Genomic DNA, 24,314 nt, shown 5'->3' with positions numbered 1-24,314 from the left:
ACATCCTTTTCCTGATCACTGATGCCACTTGGCGCCGAAGTGGGCGACGTCGCGGGTCTCGATTCCGTGGCCGGTCCGCAGCTCCCTGGCCGGGTTTCCGCCCCATCGGGCGTGCGCCGGGATCTCCTCGCCCTTCATGAGGAAGGAGTCGGGGGCGAGCACTGCGCCGTCGCCCATCGTCGTGCCGTACAGGACGAACGAACCGACTCCGAGGGTGCAGCCGGCACCGATGGTGATCTGGTCGCACTTGAAGACGTAGTCCTCCTGCGAGTGGCACTGAATCCACCCGCCGGCGTTGAGGGTGACGTCGTCTCCGATCGTCACGAGGTTCTTCTCGGCCATCTGGCAACCGTCGTCGAAGAGCCTCTTGCCGAGCCGGACGCCCTGCAGCCGCCAGACCGCGCTCTTGAACGGGGTGCCGTTGAAAACCGTGCCCACCCCGGACTCCAGTTTGAAGAAGCGTTCCGTCCGCCAGAAGTCGATGTCGTAGATCGAGCAGTACTTCGGCGGCAAGGGCCGAAATCCCGTGGAGGCACGTTCGACGAGTACGCCGTGAACGACGCTGAACAGAAGGAGGAAGACCATGGCCAGCGCGAGCGCCGACACACCCAGGGAGGGGTACAGGCTCGCAGCGCACAGACCGATCACGACGGCCACAAAGGTGTAGAACCATCGCGCCAGCAGGAAGAACCCTATGGTGAGGGCATTGTGCCTGTTCTTGGCGGCGAGGCGGCGGCGCAGCTCGTCCCCGCTCGTCAGGTCGTTGAACCTGTTGTCACGATCGACCGTGCGCGGGATCTCGAAGCTGGGCGAGCCCAGCAGCCCGACTCCCTCCCGGACCTCCCCGTCGACCGGAACCATGACCTTCGTCGCCAGCAGGCAGTTGTCGCCGACCTTGCTCTGCGAGGGATAGACGATCATGTTCCCGAGGAAGCTGTGAGCGCCGATCGATGCCCGCGATACACGGAAGGACGTGCCGGAATAGTCGGCATTGACGATCGACAGCTCACTGGCGCACACCGTTCCGGGGCCGACGGAGACCAAGTACGGGGTGTCCTGCTTGAGATGGTCGCCGAAGTTCGACCCGGTCTGCACAACCGGGGAGGAAAGGTCGTACCCGAGACCGCGCAGGAAGGGGACGATGTAGGAGCTGTCCCCGAAGAGGCCTATCAGGAATTTCGAGTTCGCCATGCGCGTGATCGCCCGGTGGAACAAGTAGTGCGCACCGTACAAGGGATAGACCGTGTCCGGCTTGATGGCCAGGTTGAGCACGCGAGGGACAGTGAACACGAAGACAATGCCCAGGAGCAGGGAGCCGAAGAACACCACGAAGGAAATGGCCAGCGCCTCGAGATAGAACGCCCCACTGGTGAGGTCCGCAGAGGCTGCGCCCAGAAGCGCTTCCACCCGAGACCCCACGAGGATGTCGAGAACGCAGATCACCAACGGCAGGTACAGGGCCAGCATCGTCAGCACCTGCACGGCGGAGTAGAGGGCACTTCGCAGGGTGCCGCAGGCGGCAGGCGGGACCATCCGGTAGTCCACGTCGGTGGGCTGGGCCGGAGAACCGTGCCAGCCCTGGCCGGCGGGCACGGCCTGCCCGGCGTGCAAAGAGGAGACGTGGCCCAGTTGGGCCCCATCACCCATCGAGGTCTCGATGTCGAGCACCGTCTGCTCGCCGACGTACACATCCCGGCCCAGGGCAACCGCGCCGGTCTGGATCCACCCGGAGTGGGCGCGGTAGCAGGTGAAGTACGAGTCCTTACGGATGACCGTGCCGTCGCCGATGGTGAGCAGGTCGGTGCACACCGGCACGTGCTGGGAGAAGATCACCACACCTCGCCCGATCTTCGCGCCCAGCGCCCTCAGATACAGCACGTACAGGGGTGAACCGGCGAACAGCGCCAGCGGGCTGGACCGCACCAGCGTCTTGACGACCCAGAACCGGACGTAGGCCGGGCTCCAGATGCGGATCTGCTGGTGCTTCCACCGGCCGATGAGCAGCCACTTCGCCAGGATCGGCAGCGTGCACGCGCCGAGGAAGGCCGCGCCGCCGAACAGGACCGACCTCAGGTAGGTCTCGATGACACCGGAGCCGGCGGAGATCCACTCAAGACCTCGCACGGCGACGAACGCGGCGGCGAAGCAGGACCCGAGGAAGAACAGGAGCTGCAGCGTCCCGCACAGGACGTACTCCAGGGTGCCGGCCCGGGCCGGTGCGGCAGGCTCGGACGGCACCGGGACCAAGGGCTCGACCACGGCCGGCGCGGCATCCGTGAGCGCCGCCGTCAGGCTCGCGATCGTCGGGTTCCGGTAGATGTCCTTCATGGACACCGACGGCAGATCCGCCCGTTTCCTCACCCGGGCGCAGAATCGCGCCATCACCATCGAGTCGGCACCCAGGTCATGGAAGAAGTGGCTGTCGGCCTGGACCTGCTCCACCCCGACGACGTCGGCCAGCACCTCGGCCAGCAGCGCGGCGGTATCGGCCACCGGACCTGCACACGCGCCGCCCTGGATGGCGGAGGCTTCCGCCGGATCGGCCGTGACGACCCCGGCAGACCCTCCTGTTGTGCGAACTCCCCCGGACTTTCCCGTCATGCGAACTCCCTGAGAACGTTTTCGGCCGGCGTCGGCCCTCTACGGCCGGCACCCGGTGAGCCCGGGCTACGCCTCCTCCAGTACGCCGGGTGGGAGAGACCCCGTCACGCCACTAGAACTCGGAACTTGACACGGCAGCCCCCTGTGTGCCATCAATCGGCCACTCCAGGTCCTCGCCGGGATTGCGCTGTGCCGGCGAACCCGCCCGGCCTCCTCCGCCTCACCGCCCACCCCCGTCGGTTGCGGATGGTACGCATCTCGCTACCCAGCGCTACCACAGGTTCCATGCGCGCCTGCCAGGCGCGCAGCCGGGCATCACGAGCAGCCGCCACCTGCTGTGGTAGCCGTTCGTCGAGCCGTGGCATTCGGTGCCATCGCGCACGCCCCTCGGATTCCGCCTACGAGCCCGCCTCCCGTGGACGCGTCCGGTTCCGGTGCGGGAGCACGTGGCTTGCGCTGCAAAGATGCCCAGACGCTCGAACAATCGTGCGAGGCCAGACGGTCTCCACCGCCTCGGGCAGACCCTTCTGTCCGTCGCAGACCAGCATCAGCACGTCGTCCAGTCCGCGGTTCTTCAGCTCGGTGAAGACGTGCAGCCAGTACTTCGCGCCCTCGCCGCCGTCCCCGGCCCAGATGCCGAGGATGTCGCGGGTGCCCTCGACCGTGACGGCCATGACAACGTAGATCGGCCTGTTCGCGACCTGGCGATCCGGGATCTTGACGTTGATGGCATCCACGAACAGGACCGGATAGGCGCGATCCAGCGGTCGGTTCTGCCATTCGGCCATGCCCTCCGTCACCTTGTCGGCGATCGTGGAGATCACAAAGTCGATCAACAACGAGCCGAAGGCTCGGCCGAACCAGAAGCGCAGGTCAACGCCTCTCCGGCGCGCGCGAGGGCTGGGTGGTGGCTTCAAACCTTGCGCATTCGCAGGCGTGCTGAGCGTCTCGAAGATACTCCGTTGACCGCAGGCCTCCGGCGCACGAGAGTGTCTTCTCTGAGCGGTGTCAGCGGCATACGTGGGGGATGGTGAGCAGTGGCCGGCTCGGACATGGCCCGTGACCTGCACGTCAGGGAGAGCCCGTCAGATCCGCCGCTGTGGACAGCGGACTTCCGGCTGTTCTTCGCCGCCCGTACCACCTCTCTGCTGGGCGACTCGATGCTTCCCGTCGCCATCACGGCCGCCGTGATCCGGGCAGGTTACGGAGCGAGCGGCGTGGGGTATGCGCTCGCCGCGCTCATCGCGCCGTTCGCAGCATTGATCATCTTCGGCGGGGTGCTGTCCGACCGCTACGGCGCCCGACGGCTGATGGTCGTCTCGGACACCGCCCGACTGTGGTTCCAGGCGGTGCTGGCGCTGCTGTTCCTGCTGGGTACGCCGCAACTGTGGCAGATCCTGGTGCTGCTGGCCCTGGTCGGGGCGGGCAGCGCGATCTTCCAGCCCGGCGTCGCCAGCATCACCCCGCGCATAGCCCAGGACGTGCAGAAGGCGAACGCAACCCTCCGCATATCGGAGTCCATCACTGCCGTGATCGGCCCGTCGCTGGCCGGCTTGCTGCTGGCGGTCGCCTCTCCTGCGGCGGTGATCGCCCTCGATTCTCTGACCTTCGCGGCCAGCGGTGTCTGCCTGTTCTTCCTCCGCTCGATTCCGATGGGCCCATTCGGGCGGGACGGCGCGTCGTCGTTCCGGGCCGATCTCGTCGAGGGGTGGCGGGAGTTCAGGGCCAGGACCTGGCTGTGGAGCGTCATCGTCGTCTACATGTTCTGGCAGTTGGCCGGGGCCGGTCCCGCTATGACCCTCGGCCACAGCACGCTCGTCACGGACTACGGAGCGTCGACGTTCGGGTTGGTCATGTCGGCCCTCGGGGCGGGCAGCGTGCTGGGCGGAATCATCGCGATCAGGCTCCGCCCGCGGTATCCGCTCCGGGCCGGCGCCCTCTCCATGATCGTCTGGCCGCTCATGCCGTTGGGGGTCGCTCTCGGTCTTCCCGCGCCGCTCATCGCCGGGTGCTATGCGGTGAGCGGCGTGGGTATGGCGTTCTGGATCGTCATGTTCCACACCAGCGTGCAGACACACATTCCGCAGGATGTGCTCGGCCGGGTGCACGCGTACGACGCGGCCGGCTCGCTGGTGATGAAGCCGATCGGGCAGGCGGTGGCGGGGCCGCTCGCTGTCGTCGTGGGCACGGTGCCGCTGTTGGGGGTGTCCGCGGGGATGGCGCTCGTCACCTGCGCACTGTTGTTGGCGATTCCTGCCGTGCGGGGCATGCAGCGCGTGGAGCGCTGAGCGCCCGAACCTCTCTAGTAGCCGTCCTCACATGTCACGCCCACATCAGGAGCGAGGCGAGGGAGACCGCTGCCCGGTAGGACTCGACGGTCTTGTCGAAGCGGGTCGCGGTGCCGCGCCTTTGCTTGAGCCGGTTGAAGCACCGCGCGACGACGTTCCGCTACTGGTCGTCAGGTACCGGTCGAGCACCGCTCGCACCACGGACCTGCCACGGTGGACCAACACCCGCTGGCCACGCCAGATCACTCATCGCGGCTCGCTCCCGTCACCACGTCCCGCAGGTGGAGCCTTCTCCGACGGCAAACCTGTACCTGGGTTCAGGTTGGAACTCTGCTGAGCGTCGACTGGCGAACTGAAATGCTCACTGGCCACGTAGGAGGCCCGGTCCAAGGAGACGGCTGTGACCGTGCACCGTGGATGGCTCGGGTGGACAACTTCGATGCTCAGCCTCAGGCGGGGCGCGTCATGGGTGCAGGTGCGATGGCGGGCAAGGTCACAGCAAAGCAGCGATGCCCTCCCGGTTCTCGGGCAGCCCGGCCGCGCGGAACCACAACACGTTTCCGGCGATGCCGCCCGTCGCCTCGTCGGTGTCCACGAAGGCCCGCAACAGGTTGCGTTGGGCGGGCGTGAGCGGGTGGGTCGGGGCGTAGCCGCCGGCAAAGGCTCTGAGCAGGATCGGCCCGCGTTCGTGGTCGGTGAGCGACGTGCCGCCGGCGGCCACGATGGCGACCGCCACCGGTGCCACCTCCTCGAAGGTTTCGGCCAGGGCGAGTGCGGAGCGCAGCACGGTGAACCGGAACCACCCGTCGAGCCCGGGCAGTGGCTCGGGGAACCAGCCGTCCGTCGTTCGGGGGTTCCGTAGAGCGTCGAGGAGGACGGCGAGAGCGCGTGGCCGATCAACATGGTCGGGACCGAGCGCGGCGCAGACCCGCACAGCTGGGTCGGAGTCGGCGAGCAGGTCGGAGGTGTCCATCCCCCACACGCCGAGCGCCCGCGCCACACCCGCTCGCTCCCGTCGCCCCGCCCCGAGGCTCAGCCGTGCCCGCAGCAGCGTGGCGGCCCGAGGCACCCGGTCGGCGAGCCTTGGGGCGACGAGGAGTGGTACTGCGGCGCCCAGCGCGGCCTCGCGGACGTGAGGATCGGGAGAGGAGAGGAACGGCTCGATGGCGTCGTACAGGGTGGGGCGTATCTCCCGGCACGCGTGCAGTGCGGCGAGTTGGTCCGGGTCGTGCTCGCGTCGCGTCTCGTCGTGCCAGGGCGCCCACTGCCAGTCGGTTCGGTCGCGCACCAGATCTTCCCCATAGGCGGCAGACTCGGCAACCTGCCCCAGCCAGACGAGCAGGGCGGCCCGCAAGCTGCGCGGCGGCCCGTCGTCCCACGGGAAGTGCCCCTCGTGCTCGGCGAGGCCCACGGGGTGATCGAGGACCGCGGCGACGAACAGCGCCGCGGGCGCGGTGACGGTGTACAGCGAGCCCTGATGCAGCACGCTCATGTCCAACGCGGCCAACGCCTCGGACCGAACCTCGGAATCTTCGTCCACGAGGGAGCACAGGGAGACTGGTATGTCCTCGCCGGAGCCGTAGGCGTGCTGGAGAGACCTCCAGTCCGTCCTCAACAGCAGTTCTCGGGCCGCTGCCGGCAATGAAGGCATCACCACGAGCCGCAGCAGCACCTTCAGCGGTAACACCGCCGACGGCGACGGCGGTGCCGTCCACATTACCGGGGGGCTGGACATCGGCGCCTCAGAACTCGCCCGCAACAGAGCCGCCGTCGGGGGCGCCATCCGCAACGACACCGGCGGTTCGGTGAAGCTCGCCAAGAGTGTGATCAGCCACAACTCCACCACCAGCGGAAGCGGCGGCGGCGTCTTCTCATCCGGAACACTGGACGTCGAGGACAGCAGCGTCAGCCACAACGTGTCGGCGAATGACGGCGGAGGCATCTTCCACAACCCAGGCACTCTGTCCCTGCGCATGAGCACCATCAGCGACAACACCACAGCCGACGACGGCGGCGGTCTCGATCTCAATGGCAACGCCGTGATCGAGGACAGCAAGATCACCAACAACACTGCCGGTGACGACGGGGGCGGCATGTTCATCCCCTCCGGCGGTAATCATGTCGCGGTCCGTGACACAAAGATCCTCCGCAACAGGGCCGTAGGCAGTGACAGCCAGGGGGGCGGCATCATCCTCTTCGGCGGCAGTTTCCTCACCCTCACGGAGACCGATGTGCAGGACAACACCGCCGTGCTGCCCGCCGGCGGCATCCAGAACAGCGGCACGGTCACTCCTTACGGCAAGGTCCGCGTCACAGGCAACGAACCCACCAACTGCCAAGGGAGTTCGGTGTCCGTCCCCGGCTGCTTGGACTGACGCGCCCCGCCGAGCCGATCCAGCACGCGCACGCCACGTACACCGGCGACTCGGGGGCAAGAGCCCGTCCAACAGTGGCCCTGCCATGGCAGGGCCACTGCCATGTCTGGCCACACCCATCGAAGCATGCCCGCAGTGACTGACGAGGACACTGCGGCAGACCCGGGCTCGGTCCTCGCTGACTCGGCCGATTCGCTGGGAGCTGATCGAGCAGCAGTACGACCAGATGGTCACGTACGCCACCGCACTCCGGCTCGGCACCGCCGAGGCGGAGCAGGTACTGCGGCGCTTCACCCGCGGCGGCCCCGCGCACCCCACTACCAGGCCCTCGAAGAACTCGGCCGCGCCGTGCGCACCATCTTCGCCTGCGACTACCTGGCCAGCCCGCCTGCGCCGGGAGATCCACGGTGGTCTCCAGATCGTCGAGATCTGGAACTCGGCGAACACGGTGCTGCACTACGGTAAGGACGGCGCTCTGACCGGCCCGGACAAGGAGCATGCCGAGGCCTCGATGCTCGCCCTGCGCCTGCGCCAGTTCGCGCTCGTCCACGTCAACACCCTGCTGGTCCAGCAGGCCTTGGCCGAACGGGCCTGGGCTTCGAGGCTGAGCAAGGAGGACCGACGCGGCCTGACCGCGCTGTTGTGGTCCAACGCCAGCCCGTACGGCACCTTCCGCCAGGATATGAACAGGCGCCTCGACTGGGGCCCGCCACCGCTGTGCCCCACCCCTCGCACCCCAGCCGACGCCGCCGGGCCGATCACGTGAGAGACACGACGGAGGACTTCCAACACCTCATCGGTGGGGGACAGGTATGCCTGCGGCGCGGAGTTTGGCCTCGGTGAGAGCGGTCACCCGGGCTGAGATCGGTGCCTGGTCCTCGCGGTGGTTATTGATCAGCTTGTACTGGGCCGAAGCCTTGGCCCATGCCCGCAGGCTGGCGGGATCCCCCTGCAGCGCGGGGTTGGCGAGGTAGCGCTCGGCCATGGCCGTCGCGAGTTCTTCGATCCTCGGGTCGTCCGGTTCCCACGTCTCCGCCTCCAGGCCGCGCTTGATCAAGTCGACGTACTCAGGGTCGTCGAGGCCGTGTTCGAGCTGAGCCAGGAAGCCGTAGAAGCCCTCCGGCACCAGCGCCCGGGCCAGCACCAGGGCCTCGCGTTGCGCGGCCACGTAGCCGGGGCTGAAGCCGAGGCCGGCCATGCGATCCAGAATCGCGCAGGCGCGGTCGGGCAGCAGGGCCCGGTCGCCGTCGGCGAGCCGGTGCAAGGTGTCGCGGCGGGCGGCCAGCTCATCGATGCGTTCAGTGAGCTGCCGCTCGACGCTGGTGAGCGCGGTACCGAACTGCTCGGCGCCGGCGCTGAGCATGGCCCCGATCTCGGCCAGCGGCACGCCCGCGGCAGCCAGCGTGCGTACCTGTACCAGCTGCAGCAACTCGCCGGATCCGTACCGCCGATAGCCTGAGCTGTCACGTTCCGGCTCCGCGACCAGGCCGAGCTTGTGGTAGTGCCGCACCGTCTTCACCGTGACGCCGACGAACGCTGCCGCCTGCCCGATCGTGACCCCGTTCCTCATCAGCCCAGCTTGCCGCAGAACACGGCCTCGACGAAACGCTGCTGGGCGGTCTGGAATGCCGGTGCTATCGACAGGTCGGCGTCGTCCACCCAAGTCAGCCCGGCGGTCAGGGTCTTGCTGCCGTCCGGGGTGCTGTACATAAGCGCCGCCGATCCCATGGTCGCACCGTTGTGGTGGAAGACGGTGCCGCCCTCCGTTTCCTGCGCGAACACTCCCAGGCCGTACCCGATCGTGGCTTCCGGCGTGCGCATCTCGGCCAGCAGCTCGGCCGACAGGAGCTTGCCGCTCATCAGCGCGGAGAAGTACGTGTGCAGATCCTTGGTGGTCGAGATCATGTCGCCGCCGGCTCCGACCCAGGACGGGTTCTGACGGGTGACATCGACCGTCCGCTCCTGCCCGGCGTCCTCGTAGCGGTAGTAGCTGTGGTTATGCGGCTCGGGGATCTCCGGCGAGGCGCCCGGCGCCATTGTGCCGGTCATCCCCAGCGGCTCCAGGATCAGCCGCTGCAACGCCTCGGCGAACGAACGGCCGGTGACCTTCTCGACCACCAGCCGGGCCAGCACGTAGTTGGTGTTGGCATAGCTCCAGCCCGTACCCGGCGCGAACCGTGTCGGCTTGGACAACGACAGCCGTACCAGCTCTTCGGGCAGGTAGGTCTTGAACCGGTTGTCCACCCACTCCTTGCCCTGCCAGGGGACCCCCAGCACGATCGTCCCGTCCTCGTAGAGCTCGCCGGTGTGGTTGAAGATCCCGCTGGTGTGCTGCAGCAGCATCCGTACGGTGATCCGCCGGTCGAGACCGAACTCGGGCAGGTAGTCATCGGCCGGGGCATCCAGGCCGATCCTGCCCTCGGCCACCAGGATGAGCACCGAGGTGGCGACGAAGTTCTTGGTGCTGCTGCCGATGCGGAAGTGCCCGTTCGTCAGCGGCTTGGCGCTCTGGCCCAGCTCGCGCACACCGGCGCTGCCGACCCACTCGCTCTGCTTGTCGTTCACCCGAAGCTGGATCCCTACGAAACCGGACTCGGCCAACTCCTCGATCGTCTTCTGCAGTTCCGGACGATCGTGCCCCTGGCCGGAGAGGTTGGTGGACATGTTGCTCCTTCACATCGGTTGTGCCCGGGTCGGCGTCGTGTGCCGATGCGACGAGCCTCCACCCTGCCCCAAGGTCAACCTCAACTGTGTTCCAGCTCACGGTCGCTTCCAGTCGGCGTGGCTAGCACGGAGGACTCCCGGCCCCAGCCAGTCCGGATCCTGGCCGCCCGCTTTGCTGACCCGCCTCGGGACTGGGCAGCCAGCCCCCGCGGTGACCGCGGTGTTTCATAGGCGGTGGGAGCGCCGGCCAGGAGGCGCTCTCAGAGCCGGAGTTCGAGACCGGGTGGCGCGTCACTACCGGGATGGCGGCGCGAGGGAAGGGAGGGGACTGCTGACGTCCTCCGTGGTGAAGTCGACCAGCCTGGAGGAGTGCGGCTCCGCGATGTAGGCATTGCATCAGCTGAACTTGATGGGATGACGCGGGTGCCCTCACCTGTTGTCGGAGCTGATTGTCGCGCTCAGAGCATGTGACGAGTTCTGCTTCGTCGCGTCGGCATACGGGTTCGTGGGCGCGGATGCGGAGGAGTTGGCCTCCGGCCGGGACTGGTGAACTGCGTGTGGCAGATCGGCTGGAGCCGCCGGTCTCGGTCCACGGCCCGCGCCTGTGCACTGTCGGCCCCGCGGGCGGGCAGGGCGCGGCGAGGCGGGTGAGGACTTTGGCTGCCGCGTCGACGCCCGCCGCGGCGGGGCGCCAGTGTCCGGCAGCCGGCAACTGTGGGGTGCGGCTCGTTTCGCGGGTCGACGCAAGGTCCAGCAGCCGTTGGGCACTGGAGATCGTCACGGGATTACTTGTCTGCTTGACACTGCGTCGCCCTCTTCGCCTCGTTGCTGCCTTTGTCGTGTGTGCCCGCATGGGCCGCGGACATCTCAGCGCACGACCGCGCAGGCACTGACGCGCAGGCAGTGTCCTCATGCCGGCCGGATCGCTTTCGGCACCGCGACTCCGCCCGCCGACTGGAATGCACAGCAGGACAGGTCCAGTCCTCCGCAGATGCAGTGCTCAGTCACAATGGCGAGCGGCGGCGATGGGACTGGCCACCGTTGTTGGCGAGTGGAATCCGGTGCCATCGAAGGTTGATGATCAGTAAGTGCGTGCCATGGAAGCTTTATCGGCACTGGGATGGTCGGAGCTACGAGAGGTTGAGCGGCAGATCCCGGTGGAAGACGGCCATGGCCTGGCCGGGGCCGTTGTAGTCATCGACGATCTTCGCATTGAAGCCGAGGCTGCGATGGAAGGAGATTGAGCCGGTGTTCTCGATTGACGTGATCGCCTTCAACCGCTGTGCACCGTGACGTTCCGCTGCTTCGGCGAACGCCTCGTACAGACGACGCCCGAGACCGGTGCCACGGGCGTCGTCCCGGGTGGCGATCAGATGCACGTACCCGTGCCGTCTGGGGTGACGAACCCGAAGAGGTATCCGCGGATCCCGTCCTCGGCCCGGGCAACCAAGCAGGTGGAACCGAACTCCTGCACCAGTGCAAGAAGGTGTAGCGACCGAAGGTCGCGTTCGCCCCAGTAACGGGGGTGATCAGTCAGGACCTGATGGAAGTCGGCCACCCCGGCCGTTGTGATGTGTATCCCCATGGTGACGATCATGGCAGGCGCCTTGCCCGTTACAGGAGAGGGTCCGCGCGGAGACGTCGAGGCGTGGCCACTCGGAACTCGCGGTCCGCTACGGAGGCTACCGTCCTCATTGTCGCCATCCACGAGTGGTTGTGACGTACTGGTCCAACGACAACTCGAACACTCGTACTCGCCGACCGCAGGTGGGATTGACGGTCTCACGGACCGGCTGCATCCCCAGTTTCGTCATGATCCGTTCGGAGGCGTCGTTGCCCACTTGAGTGATGCTGACGATCCGCTCCAGCCCTCGCTCTTCGAACGCGAACCGTACAGCGGCCGCAGCGGCCGCAGCGGCCTCGGTGGCCATGCCCTGCCCCCAGTGGGAACGTCCCAGCCGCCAGCCGATCTCAACCGCCGGCAGTACCTCCGGCAAGAAGTTGGGCACCGAAAGGCCGGTGAATCCGGCCATCTCGCCAGTGGACCGGATCTCCACGGCGAACAGGCCGAAGCCCTGAGACTCCCACTCGTTCTCCCATGCCTGGACCCCATCGAGAGTCTGCTGTTCGTCACGGACGCTGCCGTCACGGATCCACCGCATGACCTCGGGGTCGGCGTTGACGGAAGCCATGGGCGCAACGTCTTCCCCGCGCCAGCGACGCAGGATCAAACGGGGAGTCTCAAGCCTGACCATCCACTCATTCTCGATCACAGATAGGCCCTCCGTCACTCTCAGCAGGCACTTTCGATACCAGCTGCCGAGCACTGGGCGAGCCGGACGACCGCATGGAACAGTCGGGGCGTCCGACACCACGCTGCGGCAGGCCGTCGAGCGGTACGAGCGCGAGACCGAGTGGGCACAGCCGCACATAGCCGGCCAGCTGCGCATGGCCAGCGAGCTTCTCGCCGACGCCGAGCGCCCTGCAGAAGTTCATCGCCGCGATGGAGGCCGAGACGGACGACGAGCGCCGAGAGATGGCCGACACCGCCGAGGCGTACGAAGTCCTGGGCCCTGGGCCCTGGCGAGCACGCTGGCCGAGAGGGAGTCGAGAAGCTGGACCAGGTCCTCAGCGCCCGCACCGCGTGGCACGAGCACGCCGAGAAGGTACGCCGGCGCGTAAAGGGGCCCTGCGCTCGCCGGGAACGGAGTCCGTGGAAGTTCCCCCCCCGGGACGCGCAGGGGCCGCGCTGGAATCCGGTGCGCCCGTGGTCCCGTCCGAAGCCGAGCGGCTGCGCGGGGCTCAAGAGCGGGCCCATGAGGCGGAACGTGTCCTCACGGACGCGGAGCTGGCCGAGGCTGTCCGTACTGCCGCGCGTGCAGCAGAGATCCTGGCTGACCGGGAGCAGGTGCGGCAGTTGGAAGAGGCCGAGTGGGCGCGCCGAGGCGAACCGGAGGTGGGCGCCGTCCCGGCCGTCGAGATCAGCGGCCGCGAGTTCGAGATGTAACCCTGGCCGAAGGGGCGCGGGTAACCCCGGCCGAAGGGGCACGGGCAGGCTCGCGCTGAGCGTGGCCGGGGAGGCACTAAATCAGTCCCGCCAGGCGCGAGCCCATCCCCGTTGTCCCGGGAGCCGGTCGGCGGCAGCGCGCCGAGCTGTCCTGGCATGCGGAGGAGGTGATCTGGGAGGTCCTGGACCCCTGCGACCGGGCAACCCGGGGCTCCCCGTAGTGGGACGGCGGCCCGGAGGGCCAGGAGGTGCGGCTTCGGCTTGCGTCTTGCTCCAGCCGCCCGCTTGCATTCGCCACCCCGCGCCACGCGCAGCGGCGGGCTGTCGGGCCGCCTGCCACAGGCCAGCAGGTTCGGGCGAACTACTCGCCCACGTGGGCGAGAGACACCTGACAGAGCGGGCCGTGAAGGCCCAGGTCACTCTTACCAACTCACCTAACCTGCGCGGCCCTTCTCACGCCACTGCCGACGGCCGCCCGCCACGCCAGCACTTCTCCCAGGTCGCTAGCTCATGGGGTAGTCGTAGCGTACGAACCCCTTGAAGCTCGCCACCTTGTCGTACAAGGCGCGGGCGGCGGTGTTGTGCTCCTGAGTGGTCCAGTAGAAGCGGGACGCCCCCTGCTCCCGCGATGCAGCGGCCACCTGCTCGATCAGCATCCGCGCCACGCCTTGGCCGCGTGCCGCCTCGTCGACGAAGAGGTCCTGGAGGTAGCAGCTGTCTTCCATCCAGAACGTCGGGTGGAACAGATAGTGCGCGATGCCGACCAGCTTTCGTTGCGACCAGGCGCCGAGGCAGTGGAACTCAGTGCCGTCCCGTAGCCGCTGCCAAGTCTGCTCGTAGCCCGCGTCCGGCACAACGGTGCTGTAGAACTCCTTGTAACCGCGCGCCAGCGCTTCCCAGGCAGCGCGATCCTCCTCGCGCAACGAACCAATGGTGATCACGACTGACCATCCTCACCCGCGAGCCTCAACTGAACTGCCGAACTGCCGATCTGCCGACCACGTTTGGAGTCGCCCTGGCGCGGCGTGCCGTTGCCCGTGCGGCTGTGACGCCGCCAGCCGGTGGCGTGCATTCCCAGCGATCCCGCGGCGTTGGCTCAGTCGAGGTCTATTTCAGCGTCACCCACCTGGTAGGTGCGTGCGAGTTGCTCCGGCGATCAAAGCGTCGCGCGCAGGGCCACAGGCCGTGGTCTGCTCGCCGAGAATCCCAGCGTGGTCGTCGCGCGTATCGCCTCGATCTGGTGACAAAGACAGCTGATCGAGCATGTGTGACAAGTGGCCTGCCTCCCCGGTGACGACCAGCCTGCTTCGGCCAGGCACTTCCGCCAGCGTATTCGAATGTCAGGCTGCCGACGCCAGGCTTACAGGATGTCTCACGTGGCGATGTGCCCGTCACGGACGGCCCCACTGAGCCCATTCCAACTTCGGGCGACAGCCGATCGGCGCCGTGTCACGGACATCTGGTAGACCCTGGCTATGACGTTCTTGGCGGTGGTCGAGGGTAATGCGGGCGGATGGCGCATCGATCGGGATGCGCTGACAGACGCGATCCGGGCCCGGTGGTCTGACGTTGAGATCGACTCGAGGCTCACGGCGCGCTTCGTCCGTGGACGGGGCTTCAGCCGGATGTCTTGTGGTCTGCCAGGCGAGATTCGACACTGTCGAGGATGAGGTCGAGACCGTAATCGAACTCGTCGGAGTAGGAGTAGTCCCGATGCATGACGTGCTCGGTGATCAGCTCGGCCAGATGCGGGTAGGCGTCGGGGGAGAGCTGCTCCTGGATCTCGCCGACGAATTCTTCGACTCCGGTGTCGGCGTCGAAGGGCAGGTTGAGCTCGGTCAGGACGAAGCCGTAGACGTAGGAGTCGATCGCGGAGAAGACGTGTGACGCCAGCGTCATCGGGAAGCCGTTGCGGCGCAGGCAGCCGAGCACGGTGTCGTGGTGTCGGAGCAGGGCCGGGCCCGGGGTGCGGCGCGACTCGATGAGGCCAAGGGCCCATGGGTGTCTCGACAGGATGGCGCGGGCCGACGCCGCACGTTCGGTCATCGCCTGTCGCCACGGCTGCCGGGAGTCGGGCAGTTCGATCCCGGTGAAGATCCAGTTCGCGAGGGCGTCCAGCAACGCGTCCTTGCCCGCGAGGTGATGGTAGAGCGACATCGCCTCGACGCCGAGTTCCTTGCCCACGCTGCGCATGCTCACGTGGGCGAGGCCACCGCGGTCGGCGACCTGTACCGCGGCGTCGATGATGCGGTCGTGGCTGAGGCCTGGACGCCGGGGCATGACGGCACCTCTCGAATCGGGCTTGCTGACTTACGCCCGTAAGGCTACCGTGAAGGGCAGACTTACATATGTAAGGGAGAGGTGCATGCAGGCAGCAGTCGTCTACCGGTACGGCGCACCCGACGTCGTACGCATCGGCGAGGTTCCACGGCCCGTGCCACGTGGAGACGAGGTGCTGGTGCGCGTCAAGGCGGTGGCGGTCACCTCGGCCGACTCGCGTATCCGCGCAGCCCGGTTCCCGATGGGGTTTGGGATGTTCGCACGGCTGGCGTTCGGCATCTTCCGCCCAAGGCGGGCGGTCCTGGGCAGTTCCTTCTCCGGGGAGGTCGTGGCCGTGGGCGCGCGCGTCCGTGACATGGCGCCGGGTGACGAGGTGTGCGGCATGACCGGAGTGAAACTGGGCGCGCATGCCGAGTATGTCGCGGTGCAGGCGAAGAGGGTCGCGCGGAAGCCGTCCGCGGTGAGCCACGAGGATGCGGCAGGGGTGCTGTTCGGGGGCTCGACGGCACTGTTCTTCCTGCGGGACAAGGCGTCGGTGGGCCCCGGCATGTCGGTGTGCGTCAACGGTGCGTCAGGCGCGATCGGAACGAATGCCGTCCAGTTGGCGAAGCACTTCGGCGCGACCGTCACCGGTGTGACCAGCACGGCGAACGCCGGCCTGGTGACTGGCCTGGGAGCCGGGCGGGTCATCGACTACACCCGCGACCACCTGGCCGACATCGTCGACCGGTTCGACGTGGTGCTGGACGTCGTCGGCAACCTTTCGATCGCGTCGGGTCGGCGCCTGCTGAGCCCCAAAGGGCTGCTCCTGCTCGCCGTCGCGGGCCTGGGCGACACCGTCCGTGCCCGTGGCAACGTCGTGGCGGGCCCCGCACCCGAACGCATCGAGGACTTCAAGTTCCTGCTGGGGCTGGTTGCCGATGGCGCAATTACCGTCGTGATCGACCAGATCCATGACCTGCGCGACATCGCCGAAGCCCATCGTCGGGTCGACAGCGGCCGCAAGGTCGGCAACATCATCGTGCGCCCGTAGTCATCGGATGCACGGCACCGTGCTGCTGCCTCTGGCCGGCTGCCTGTGCCGAGGACGACTGGACGGTCGACCAGGCGCCGAACTCCGCTGGCATCTCCCGCCACTGCCCGCCCGACGATGACCACCACGTCGTGCGCCTGCGCGCGGCGATCCTGAGCCGTGTCATCTGGCCTTTGCCCGAAGAACAAGATGAGTTTGGGAACTGAAACGGCGTTCGGGCGCCGCCTGTGGGCGTCCGAACGCCGTCATGGGCGAGTTGTCGGCGTTCCTCGGCGCGTGCTGGTGCCGTCGGCGTGAAGCGGGGGAGGGCCGGATTATTGCCGTCGACGCGGGCCTGCGGAGAACCCCGGGTGCATGCCCAGTTTGGTCATGATCCGTTCGGAGGCGTCGTTGCCCACTTGAGTGATGCTGACGATCCGCTCCAGCCCTCGCTCTTCGAACGCGAACCGTACAGCGGCCGCAGCGGCCTCGGTGGCCATGCCCTGCCCCCAGTGGGAACGTCCCAGCCGCCAGCCGATCTCAACCGCCGGCAGTACCTCCGGCAAGAAGTTGGGCACCGAAAGGCCGGTGAATCCGGCCATCTCGCCAGTGGACCGGATCTCCACGGCGAACAGGCCGAAGCCCTGAGACTCCCACTCGTTCTCCCATGCCTGGACCCCATCGAGAGTCTGCTGTTCGTCACGGACGCTGCCGTCACGGATCCACCGCATGACCTCGGGGTCGGCGTTGACGGAAGCCATGGGCGCAACGTCTTCCCCGCGCCAGCGACGCTGCAGAAGCTCATCACCGCGATGGAGGCCGAGACAGACGACCAGCGCCGAGAGATGGCCGACACCGCCGAGGCGTACGAAGCCCTGGCGAGCACGCTGGCCGAGAGGGAGTCGAGAAGCTGGACCAGGTCCTCAGCGCCCGCACCGCGTGGCACGAGCACGTCGCGAAGGTACGCCGGCGCGCACAGGAGCCCTGTGCCAGCTGGAACTGCGCTCGCCGGGAACGGAGTCCGTGGAAGTTCCCCCGGGACGCGCAGGGGCCGCGCTGGAATCCGGTGCGCCCGTGGTCCCGTCCGAAGCCGAGCGGCTGCGCGAGGCTCACGAGCGGGCCCACGAGGCGGGACGTGTCCTCACGGGCGCGGAGCTGGCCGAGGCTGTCCGTACTGCCGGGCGTGCAGCGGAGATCCTGGCTGACCGGGAGCAGGTGCGGCAGCGGTACGGCGCCGCCTCTGGCGCGCATCTGGTCACACTGGTCCGCTCCGGCGCCGCGTTCGACGACGGCGTCCTCGTCCAGCCGAAGGCGCCCGCGGTCTGGACCGGCCGGAATCGGGTTGTCGTCGCCGTCCCTCGCATGCTGTGATCGGTGACGGTACCGCCGACGCCGGAGGAGGGGTGATGCACCGACCACGCAGGACGGTCACCGCCGAGCTCTGAGATCAGGGGACGAGGCCAACGCCAGTGAGAGCGGGACGACACCTACCGCTGGCAGCTGAGGAAGCTCGGCTGACAGTGACCGGGACAATCAACCAAACCCGGTCGAGGTCCGGAACCGGCGGCTGAGAAATGCCCCGGTGAAGCAGGAAGCGGAAGTAATCGCCGACCCCTGATGAGGGGGAACAGGCGGTGAACCGGTCCATCGCCCGCACCAAGCCTGGGAACTACTCACCCGCGCACCGCGGAACGAGCTGTGAGAACGGAACGGAACCCTGCACTCCCGATTGAAGATCCCTTCTTCGATCCGGAGGCAGAGCCATCAGCAGAACCGCCCAGAACCAGGGATTCACCTGCGAGAACTGCGGGGTGAGTGTCGCGCCGCTACGCAACGGGAGCTACCGCAACCATTGCCCGACGTGCTTGTACTCCAAGCACGTCGACATCTACCCCGGCGACCGGGCCTCGGGCTGTCGCGGGACGATGCATCCACAGCGTGTCGAGCATCGCCGCGGCAAAGGCCTCGTGCTTGTCCACCGTTGCGTCGCCTGCGGGTTCGTACGACCGAACAAGATCGCCGACGACCCAGTGCAAGGCGACGACATCGACGCCATCATCGCCCTGATGTCCGCGCACAGGTAGCTTCAAGACCCGGTGCCCACGGGAACATCCCCGTGGGCACCGGCCTCAACCTCCGCCCATGCGGTCGGGGGACGCCTCCCGGGCGGCACGCCGCACGTCGGACTGGTCTTCCGCGACGAGGTCGTCGAACCACTCGATGCCTTCAGACATGGGGCGCAGCCACTGCGCGAGTTCATCGAGCCGGACGTTCCGTTCGTTCACCCTTGCCCCGGGAGATCAGGCGGCACTCGGCCGCGGCGCCGGCGCGGATCCACATCCGCCCTCGTCAGGACGCGTGCCCACAGCTTCCGTGCGCAGCCGCTCAAGCACCAACTCATTATGAGCGGCATGGGTGCAGTGGCCCGCTACGTGCTGGGGACGGCACTCAGCTGCCTCAGGCAGGAGCAGCGGCTTCCCGAGCAGCGGTGACACAGCCTTCCTCCCAGTGCCACCACTCCTTCGCTTCACCGTGTTCCAACAGCGTGCGGATCCGAGGCAGGTCCGCCTCAGGCGGGACATCCAGGGTGGCTTCGTTCACTTCGGAGGACAGCGTTTGTTCAGCAGTCTGGGTTCTGGTCCAACTCTTGTGGAGGGGTGACGCTCAGTGTTGATCTACGATGGTGATGTGCCACCACGACCGACGGTGTGTCGGTGGATCAGTCGATAATGCCGGTCATGGGAGATCGCAATCCGGTGCACCGGATCATTGCCTCGGCGGCGCGGGAGTCTTTGAAGCCGCTCGGCCTTGCCCAGCGCGGACGGTCGCGGCTGTGGATTGATGATCACGGGTGGTGGCTCGGGGTTGTGGAGTTCACCCCGCCGCGGATTGCCGTCAGTGGTCTCTACGTCGGTGCGATGTGGCTGTGGCACACGTAGACCACCTGGCCTTCCACGTGGACGCAGTCCGGGTCGGCACCGAGCTGTTTCGCACCGAGGAACAGTTCGCGCCGCTGGCACTCGACCTCAGCCGGCAGGCGGCTGCGAACGTGACCGCGCTGAGGGCGAGATTCCCGGCTCTGCCGGACGTCGCCCGGCACCTGACGTCCAGGCCGGTGCGGCGGGGATTCCTCCGGGACAGCTTTGACTCTGGGATCGCGGCCGCCCTGGTTGGGGACCCGGACGCGGCTCGCGATCACTTCGAACGAGTCCTTCGAGAGGACGCGCTGGCCCCGTGGATGGTCGAAGCCCAGGAGAAGGCGTGCGAGCTTCACGCGATCGCGGCAGATCGCGATGCCGTGACCGCCTGGGTCACGCGGGCCGTCGACTCATGCCGGAGCAAGCTGGGCCTGGATCCCGTGCCGTCTGCGATCGGCTGAACGGACCCGCTCGTAGGACGACAGAGCGGTGGTCAGGCTTCAGCGCGGTCGCCGTTCCGCTCGACGGCATCCATGAACTGATCGTGCACCCGCAGCTCACGGCCCCTACCTGGACTCGTCAGAACGATCGTCTTCGCCTCGCCAAGGGCTTTGGGGCCCGCCCCAAGCAACTCGTGCGTGATCACCACCGCATCGAGCACCTCGACTCGGCGCTCGGTCAATAGCTGCTGCACAGCAGCCATCCCGCCGTCACCGGTCAGCAGCGGCCAACACTCGTTGACGAGCGCCTCAAGCCGAGCGGTCCTCTCCGGATGCCGCCCGCTGATCGCCATACCGTCGCCCCTCCACGATGCTCAAACCCTTCCTCGATCATCCCCGAAGTCAGCCACAGCCTGCGATCGGATTGCCACTGAGTAGCAGACGCCGCGAAGGTCGAGTGCCGTCATATCTCGTGAACACCGGAGGGCATGCGGACCGCCAACCGCCTCCCAGACTGCGGTTCTGGTCCACTTCTTGTGGTGCGACCACGCGGGGTGATCAGTGGATGATTCGGATCTCGGTGGTGCCGGTCAGTGCTGGTGGCCAGTAGACGTCGGGCGTGGCTGACCAGATCGGCCTGGTGCTGGGTGAGGACGGGGTGCTCTATGAGGGGATGGCAGCGACAAGGGCGGTGTGGCGCACGTCGGCGTTGTCATGACCGAGGAAGGCATGAACAGCGGAGAAGATTGCCGGGATTCGGAAAGCGATCTTCGGGTGCCCCTGGAGTGCCTGCTCACGGGCACCGTGTACGACGTGGCTGACCGGCTGCGCTCGATGCCCCCAGCCTCCTGACCGCTTTCACTGTCAGACCGCCTTGCTCGGCTCGTCCGACTGGCTTCAACTCAAAGCCGCCGCCACTGCGAACACCGACGCTGTCGAGATCCCCGCCGAGCATGGTCGCACCAAGCGGATCCGCAGCATCGCCAGGACCAACATCAAGTTGCAAGGCTCACGCTGAACTGGCCGTCAACCCATCCACAGGTCTTGACTAATCCGCCCCCTCACCCACAACCGCATCGGACGTGCGGTAATGCGGCTGGAACACCATGCGTGATGCATCAGCGCTTCCGTCGGGACCGTGCCGTCGCGTCCGTATGTTGCCGGCACGGTCTGCCGGGAGTGGTCAGCGTTGCAGGTGGACGGTGAAGTGTCGCTCGGTCTCACCCGCGGGGACGGTGCGGATGAATCCCTGAGCGGTGCGGTACTCGCCCGATCCGCCGGTGATGCTCACGTCGACGGAGGGCGGGGCGGGCAGGTGCAGCAGCGACTGTGCGGCGAACTGTCCCTCGGGGAGCGCGAAGGTGCCCAGGCACTGGAGGGCGGCTGGACGGACCTGGGTGAAGGTGCATGCCGCACTGTGATCGCCCACCTTCTTGCCGTCACGGTAGAGGTCCTCGTGGACAACCCTCTGGTCACCCACGCTGACTCCTGGCTCGCCCAGATCCACCTCTCCGGACGAGGTCTGTTTGCCGACCAGCTCGAAAGTCTGCACGCGGGGCTTTGTGGCGGGCGCGTCGGCCGATGTCGCCAGCGCCGCACCGCCGGCGAGGGCAACAGCCACTCCCGCAGCCGCGCCCAGGTATCGCATCTTGCTGGTCTTGGTGATGTTCGGCATCCGATTACTCCGTTCATTTGTCTGCATCTGGTGGGACTGCGAAGAAGTGGCTGTCGGGGAGTTCCGGCCGACGAGTTGACGAACAGGTCGGTGGAGAAGCAGGCCACGGCTGCCAGGCAGAGCAGCGTCTCCTTGCTGTGCCCAGCGCCGCGGTGCCGCTGCCTCGTCCACCTTGGACCGGGGCGGTGAGCATCGGCCCAGGGGAGACCCCGGGGTCTGCCCCGGGTTTCCTTCGGGCACGGGCACGGGCACGGGCACGGGCACGGGCACAGGCACCGGGAGCGGCGTCTGTCCATCACGTTCAGTTCGAGGTGGTCACTGTCTGCAGTAGGCACGGGCGGGGCACGGCGCGGGCCGCCACTACCCGCGGCCCGTGACACGAGGTGTGTGCCGGCGCTGGACCGCCACGAGCAGCGGTCTCATGCAGGGCGGCTTCCAGGACACCTCATCGGTGTCCGGCTCGAACGTCCACGCCCCGATGGTGTTCACGGTGACGAGGCGGTCGAGTGTCGGCGTCAGCGTGCGCCGATCGACACCGCAGGTACGGCTCGGGCGATCCGTATCCAAGCTGCTCCGCCCGGCGGTGGGCGAGTGGTGCGCGGCGAGTATCAGGGCGGTCAGAGGGTCCGTGGCCGGCAAGGGGCCGCAGTTGTGGCCGGGAGGCGGCACGCAGGGCCCGGTCGGCGGCCCGGTGACGGTCGCGCCGGGGCGGCTCCTGGGTGAGGACGGCCGCATCGAGCCGTTGTGCGGGGATCCTTGCGCTCAACCGCTCTGTGGGGCGCGCCGGGCTGCGCAGCCAGCGGGCATTCTCCGGCGCGTCCCAGGACGCGGCGTGGCCGGTCAAGGGCATGCCGCGGTTCAGTGCGACGGGGGAGATGCACCTGTGCCGAGCATGTCACTGCGCAGTGCGCACTGCAGGGCGAGGAGTCTGCTTTCGGCGCTGGTATCCGGAGGCAGCGCGGTCGCGAGATGGTTGAGCATCTCCCGGACGCGGGCGGCGGAGCGGGTCGACTGGGTGGCCTGGCACGCTTTGCCTCAGCGGCACCACGGCCGGTGCGAGGGGTTGCTGAGTTCGTTGTGACGGTGGTGTCTGGGACGATGGCGCTGCCGGGTGTGGCGCCGGCGCAGGCTGGCCCAGGCGTCGGCCAGGCGCCAGAGTCGACGTGAGCGTTCACGCGTGAGGACGAGCCGGATTCCAGCTTGGCCCTGATGCGTTTCGGATTTTCGTTTTCGCCTACGTGCCCGAAAACTCTGGTGATCTTTTGCCTCCTCCTGGTTATCCTGCCTCGTCCTGAACAGGCCAGGGAGGTCCCTCACCATGAGCAGCACCACGGCGTCGTCGTTTCCCGAGCAGATCGAGCTCTCGGGTGAGGGGATCGTCCTCCGCGACTGGACAGAGGCGGACCTTGCCGCGATGCCGGAGCTGTTTGACCACCCCGACATCGCGTACTGGACACCGATCGTCTCCCCGTTCGACGAAGCTGCAGCCCGCGCACGGCTGGACCGGGATCGGCAGCTACGGGCGGAGGGCACAACCATCCTGCTCGCCATCACCGTCGACGGCGGCGCACCGCTCGGCGAGGTGATGCTGCGGCGTACCTGCGAGGGCACGGAGCTCGGCTACGTGATCGGCCCGGCGCACCGCGGCCAGGGACTGGCGGCGCGGGCGGTGCGGGTGATGGCCGCGTACGCCTTCGAGCAGTTGGGCGCGGGACAGGTGGTCCTGGAGCTGGAGGCCGAGAATGCCGCCAGCATCGCCGTGGCCACCAAGGCGGGCTTCCGACTGCTCGACGTGCCGCTGATCACGGGTGAGGAGAAGGGGCGACCCTACGCCTTGCAGACGTGGGGTCGGAACCGCCCCTGACCTTCTGCCTCCACCAGGCTGTCAAGGGGGACGATGGCGACTGACAACTGCGGGCAAGGCCGGACCTCGGCGCATCGGCCAGGCCAGGCAGGCGTGGCCAACGTCGGCGGTCCCGCATGATCGACCTGATAAGGATGAGGCCACAGGTTCACATTCCTGTCACCCGCACCGAGGCCACGCTCAGGACCGGCCCCGTGACAGCAGTCGCCTGCTACTCCAGCTGTAGATCGCGATCTTCACGTCTGAGCGGCTTGTCGCTGATAGTGGCTGGCCTGCGATCGGGCCTGGTGGCGGCGTCGCCAGTGGGACCAGTCGAGCCGGTGGGCCGCGTCGTCGACGAGCCAGACGACGAGCGCGGTCAATGGGTGCTGGAACTCGTTGCAGGTGAGCGGCATAAGCCCCGCCGGCGTGGGGTGGCGAGCGTGTTCGTCGGCGCGTACGACGGTGAGGAAGGCGTGGGCGAGCATCGCGAGGGTGACCCAACGGTGCCAGGACGTCCAGCGTCTGACCTGGTGTTCGTCCAGTCCGGCCAGACCCTTGCCGGACTGGAAGGTCTCCTCGACTGTCCATCTGCGTCCGGCGACCTGCACCAGGGTGGACAGCGGCACACTGGGCAGCTGAGAAGCAGGAGTGGAAGGCGAGTTAACCGGTGCGCCGGTTGCGGCGGACGAGGAGCTGGTGGTGGCCGGGCCGGTCGTCGGTGATGTCGGCTGCTGTGACCTGCGGCCACCGTCTGACTGTGTGTCTTCACACACCGATGATCACCGGTGGCCGCACCCGTTCCTGTCCCAACCCCGACCAGCGCTCCAGGGACGCCTGACCTGCAAGATCCACCTGGCCGGTGAAGGCGGACGCCGCCCGCTGGCGCTGCTGATCACGCCGGGCCCAGTGGGGCGACGCCCCGCAGCTCATCCCGGTCATGGAACGCATCCGTGTCCACCGCCCGGTGGCGGGCATCCGCGCACCCGGCTCGACCACCTGGGCGGCGATAAGGCGTATTCCTCCCGGCGCAATCGCCGCTACCTGCGACGTCGCCAGATCAAGCACCCCATTCCCGAGCCCCGAGATCAGCGGGCCCACCGCGAAAGACGCGGCAGCAGGGGCGGACGGCCTGCCGGCTCTAGCCGTTGACCAGCAGGATCTTTCCGGTGTGTTGGCCGCTGTCCATGAGTCGATGCGCTTCGGCGGCC

At 67.6% G+C, this 24,314-nt stretch carries 21 protein-coding genes and 6 pseudogenes; 12 read left to right on the top strand and 15 right to left on the bottom strand.

The genetic code is table 11. The features are described from left to right. Positions 1-15 precede the first annotated feature (15 nt). Both ACIQMR_RS14430 and ACIQMR_RS14425 read right to left on the bottom strand, forming a co-directional pair. Positions 16-2,601: a Pls/PosA family non-ribosomal peptide synthetase gene (locus ACIQMR_RS14430; RefSeq protein WP_401385847.1), complete on the bottom strand. Its 2,586-nt coding sequence runs from the start codon at positions 2,599-2,601 to the stop codon at positions 16-18. 476 nt (positions 2,602-3,077) lie between these two features. Continuing rightward, a pseudogene (locus tag ACIQMR_RS14425) lies at positions 3,078-3,425 on the bottom strand (transposase); the annotation flags it as partial. Positions 3,426-3,638: 213 nt separating this feature from the next. Between ACIQMR_RS14425 and ACIQMR_RS14420 the strand changes: the two are divergent. Continuing rightward, positions 3,639-4,889, top strand: coding sequence for an MFS transporter (locus ACIQMR_RS14420; RefSeq protein ID WP_401385844.1), 1,251 nt, complete (start codon positions 3,639-3,641; stop codon positions 4,887-4,889). Between the two features lie 34 nt (positions 4,890-4,923). On the opposite strand, the pseudogene ACIQMR_RS14415 reads toward ACIQMR_RS14420, so the two are convergent. Both ACIQMR_RS14415 and ACIQMR_RS14410 read right to left on the bottom strand, forming a co-directional pair. Then, positions 4,924-5,049, bottom strand: a pseudogene (locus ACIQMR_RS14415) (IS5/IS1182 family transposase); the annotation flags it as partial. Between the two features lie 333 nt (positions 5,050-5,382). Further along, a complete protein-coding gene (locus tag ACIQMR_RS14410) occupies positions 5,383-6,381 on the bottom strand; it encodes a hypothetical protein (RefSeq protein WP_401385841.1) in 999 nt (332 codons plus the stop codon). Positions 6,382-6,538: 157 nt separating this feature from the next. On the opposite strand from ACIQMR_RS14410, the pseudogene ACIQMR_RS14405 reads away from it, so the two are divergent. From ACIQMR_RS14405 to ACIQMR_RS14395, 3 genes and pseudogenes are all read left to right on the top strand, one after another. Further along, positions 6,539-6,607: pseudogene (locus ACIQMR_RS14405) on the top strand (hypothetical protein); the annotation flags it as partial. Between the two features lie 87 nt (positions 6,608-6,694). Then, positions 6,695-7,264 carry a hypothetical protein gene (locus ACIQMR_RS14400; RefSeq protein ID WP_401385838.1) on the top strand — a complete coding sequence of 190 codons (570 nt, stop codon included), beginning with the start codon at positions 6,695-6,697 and terminating at the stop codon, positions 7,262-7,264. 139 nt (positions 7,265-7,403) lie between these two features. Beyond that, positions 7,404-8,030, top strand: coding sequence for a Tn3 family transposase (locus ACIQMR_RS14395; protein WP_401386864.1), 627 nt, complete (start codon positions 7,404-7,406; stop codon positions 8,028-8,030). Between the two features lie 27 nt (positions 8,031-8,057). Here the strand turns inward: ACIQMR_RS14395 and ACIQMR_RS14390 are convergent, their stop codons facing one another. The 4 genes and pseudogenes from ACIQMR_RS14390 to ACIQMR_RS14375 form a co-directional block, all read right to left on the bottom strand. Further along, on the bottom strand, positions 8,058-8,834 hold the full coding sequence (locus tag ACIQMR_RS14390; RefSeq protein WP_401385835.1) for a MerR family transcriptional regulator: 777 nt from the start codon (positions 8,832-8,834) through the stop codon (positions 8,058-8,060). Continuing rightward, positions 8,834-9,928 (bottom strand): serine hydrolase domain-containing protein, encoded by a 1,095-nt coding sequence (locus tag ACIQMR_RS14385; protein ID WP_401385832.1) that lies wholly within the window; start codon positions 9,926-9,928, stop codon positions 8,834-8,836. The genes ACIQMR_RS14390 and ACIQMR_RS14385 overlap by 1 nt, the downstream gene beginning before the upstream one ends. 1,130 nt (positions 9,929-11,058) lie before the next feature. Beyond that, positions 11,059-11,525: pseudogene (locus ACIQMR_RS14380) on the bottom strand (GNAT family N-acetyltransferase). A 94-nt stretch (positions 11,526-11,619) separates the two neighbouring features. Then, the gene (locus tag ACIQMR_RS14375) at positions 11,620-12,183 is read right to left on the bottom strand and encodes a GNAT family N-acetyltransferase (RefSeq protein WP_401386861.1); all 564 of its coding nucleotides are present in this window, start codon (positions 12,181-12,183) and stop codon (positions 11,620-11,622) included. Between the two features lie 512 nt (positions 12,184-12,695). Here ACIQMR_RS14375 and ACIQMR_RS14370 point away from each other — a divergent pair. After that, complete coding sequence (locus tag ACIQMR_RS14370) at positions 12,696-12,935, top strand: hypothetical protein (RefSeq protein ID WP_401385829.1); 240 nt, start codon at positions 12,696-12,698, stop codon at positions 12,933-12,935. Positions 12,936-13,438: 503 nt separating this feature from the next. Here the strand turns inward: ACIQMR_RS14370 and ACIQMR_RS14365 are convergent. Both ACIQMR_RS14365 and ACIQMR_RS14360 read right to left on the bottom strand, forming a co-directional pair. Beyond that, positions 13,439-13,876 (bottom strand): GNAT family N-acetyltransferase, encoded by a 438-nt coding sequence (locus tag ACIQMR_RS14365; RefSeq protein ID WP_401385826.1) that lies wholly within the window; start codon positions 13,874-13,876, stop codon positions 13,439-13,441. 676 nt (positions 13,877-14,552) lie between these two features. Continuing rightward, positions 14,553-15,215 (bottom strand): TetR/AcrR family transcriptional regulator, encoded by a 663-nt coding sequence (locus ACIQMR_RS14360; protein WP_401385823.1) that lies wholly within the window; start codon positions 15,213-15,215, stop codon positions 14,553-14,555. Between the two features lie 172 nt (positions 15,216-15,387). On the opposite strand from ACIQMR_RS14360, the gene ACIQMR_RS14355 reads away from it, so the two are divergent. Further along, positions 15,388-16,248, top strand: coding sequence for an NAD(P)-dependent alcohol dehydrogenase (locus tag ACIQMR_RS14355; protein ID WP_401385820.1), 861 nt, complete (start codon positions 15,388-15,390; stop codon positions 16,246-16,248). Between the two features lie 314 nt (positions 16,249-16,562). On the opposite strand, the gene ACIQMR_RS14350 is transcribed toward ACIQMR_RS14355, so the two are convergent. Next, positions 16,563-17,024, bottom strand: coding sequence for a GNAT family N-acetyltransferase (locus tag ACIQMR_RS14350; RefSeq protein ID WP_401386858.1), 462 nt, complete (start codon positions 17,022-17,024; stop codon positions 16,563-16,565). A gap of 277 nt (positions 17,025-17,301) precedes the next feature. Here ACIQMR_RS14350 and ACIQMR_RS14345 point away from each other — a divergent pair, with 277 nt between their 5' ends. Then, positions 17,302-17,598 carry a hypothetical protein gene (locus ACIQMR_RS14345; protein WP_401385817.1) on the top strand — a complete coding sequence of 99 codons (297 nt, stop codon included), beginning with the start codon at positions 17,302-17,304 and terminating at the stop codon, positions 17,596-17,598. 392 nt (positions 17,599-17,990) lie between these two features. After that, positions 17,991-18,311, top strand: a complete 321-nt coding sequence (locus ACIQMR_RS14340; protein WP_401386855.1) for an RNHCP domain-containing protein — start codon at positions 17,991-17,993, stop codon at positions 18,309-18,311. 45 nt (positions 18,312-18,356) lie between these two features. Here the strand turns inward: ACIQMR_RS14340 and ACIQMR_RS14335 are convergent, their stop codons facing one another. Continuing rightward, positions 18,357-18,512 (bottom strand): hypothetical protein, encoded by a 156-nt coding sequence (locus ACIQMR_RS14335; protein WP_401385814.1) that lies wholly within the window; start codon positions 18,510-18,512, stop codon positions 18,357-18,359. Between the two features lie 453 nt (positions 18,513-18,965). Here ACIQMR_RS14335 and ACIQMR_RS14330 point away from each other — a divergent pair, with 453 nt between their 5' ends. Both ACIQMR_RS14330 and ACIQMR_RS14325 read left to right on the top strand, forming a co-directional pair. Beyond that, the gene (locus ACIQMR_RS14330) at positions 18,966-19,166 is read left to right on the top strand and encodes a hypothetical protein (protein WP_401385811.1); all 201 of its coding nucleotides are present in this window, start codon (positions 18,966-18,968) and stop codon (positions 19,164-19,166) included. Beyond that, positions 19,154-19,606, top strand: a complete 453-nt coding sequence (locus tag ACIQMR_RS14325) for a hypothetical protein (RefSeq protein WP_401385808.1) — start codon at positions 19,154-19,156, stop codon at positions 19,604-19,606. The genes ACIQMR_RS14330 and ACIQMR_RS14325 overlap by 13 nt, the downstream gene beginning before the upstream one ends. Before the next feature lie 32 nt (positions 19,607-19,638). On the opposite strand, the gene ACIQMR_RS14320 is transcribed toward ACIQMR_RS14325, so the two are convergent. Then, positions 19,639-19,938 carry a hypothetical protein gene (locus tag ACIQMR_RS14320; protein WP_401385805.1) on the bottom strand — a complete coding sequence of 100 codons (300 nt, stop codon included), beginning with the start codon at positions 19,936-19,938 and terminating at the stop codon, positions 19,639-19,641. A gap of 830 nt (positions 19,939-20,768) precedes the next feature. Continuing rightward, entirely contained in the window at positions 20,769-21,260 is a 492-nt protein-coding gene (locus tag ACIQMR_RS14315) for a hypothetical protein (RefSeq protein ID WP_401385802.1), read from the bottom strand. A 1,318-nt stretch (positions 21,261-22,578) separates the two neighbouring features. Between ACIQMR_RS14315 and ACIQMR_RS14310 the strand changes: the two genes are divergently transcribed. Beyond that, positions 22,579-23,124: a GNAT family N-acetyltransferase gene (locus tag ACIQMR_RS14310; protein WP_401385799.1), complete on the top strand. Its 546-nt coding sequence runs from the start codon at positions 22,579-22,581 to the stop codon at positions 23,122-23,124. A 236-nt stretch (positions 23,125-23,360) separates the two neighbouring features. On the opposite strand, the pseudogene ACIQMR_RS14305 reads toward ACIQMR_RS14310, so the two are convergent. After that, positions 23,361-23,838 (bottom strand): annotated as a pseudogene (locus ACIQMR_RS14305) (IS701 family transposase); the annotation flags it as partial. A 96-nt stretch (positions 23,839-23,934) separates the two neighbouring features. Here ACIQMR_RS14305 and ACIQMR_RS14300 point away from each other — a divergent pair. Then, positions 23,935-24,243, top strand: a pseudogene (locus tag ACIQMR_RS14300) (transposase); the annotation flags it as partial. Positions 24,244-24,314: the final 71 nt, after the last annotated feature.

Source organism: Streptomyces sp. NPDC091376, assembly GCF_044757085.1.
Taxonomy (GTDB): domain Bacteria; phylum Actinomycetota; class Actinomycetes; order Streptomycetales; family Streptomycetaceae; genus Streptomyces; species Streptomyces pratisoli.
The sequence above is the reverse complement of the archived record's forward strand: the minus strand, read 5'-3'. Positions and strand labels throughout refer to the sequence as shown.

What these genes read in the sequence shown, in the direction of transcription:
- ACIQMR_RS14430 (WP_401385847.1), bottom strand. Translation starts at nt 2,601, where the DNA reads ATGACGGGAAAGTCCGGGGGAGTTCGCACAACAGGAGGGTCTGCCGGG.
- ACIQMR_RS14410 (WP_401385841.1), bottom strand. Translation starts at nt 6,381, where the DNA reads ATGAGCGTGCTGCATCAGGGCTCGCTGTACACCGTCACCGCGCCCGCG.
- ACIQMR_RS14390 (WP_401385835.1), bottom strand. Translation starts at nt 8,834, where the DNA reads ATGAGGAACGGGGTCACGATCGGGCAGGCGGCAGCGTTCGTCGGCGTC.
- ACIQMR_RS14385 (WP_401385832.1), bottom strand. Translation starts at nt 9,928, where the DNA reads ATGTCCACCAACCTCTCCGGCCAGGGGCACGATCGTCCGGAACTGCAG.
- ACIQMR_RS14375 (WP_401386861.1), bottom strand. Translation starts at nt 12,183, where the DNA reads ATGGTCAGGCTTGAGACTCCCCGTTTGATCCTGCGTCGCTGGCGCGGG.
- ACIQMR_RS14360 (WP_401385823.1), bottom strand. Translation starts at nt 15,215, where the DNA reads ATGCCCCGGCGTCCAGGCCTCAGCCACGACCGCATCATCGACGCCGCG.
- ACIQMR_RS14330 (WP_401385811.1), top strand. Translation starts at nt 18,966, where the DNA reads ATGGGAGATCGCAATCCGGTGCACCGGATCATTGCCTCGGCGGCGCGG.
- ACIQMR_RS14320 (WP_401385805.1), bottom strand. Translation starts at nt 19,938, where the DNA reads ATGGCGATCAGCGGGCGGCATCCGGAGAGGACCGCTCGGCTTGAGGCG.
- ACIQMR_RS14315 (WP_401385802.1), bottom strand. Translation starts at nt 21,260, where the DNA reads ATGCCGAACATCACCAAGACCAGCAAGATGCGATACCTGGGCGCGGCT.
- ACIQMR_RS14310 (WP_401385799.1), top strand. Translation starts at nt 22,579, where the DNA reads ATGAGCAGCACCACGGCGTCGTCGTTTCCCGAGCAGATCGAGCTCTCG.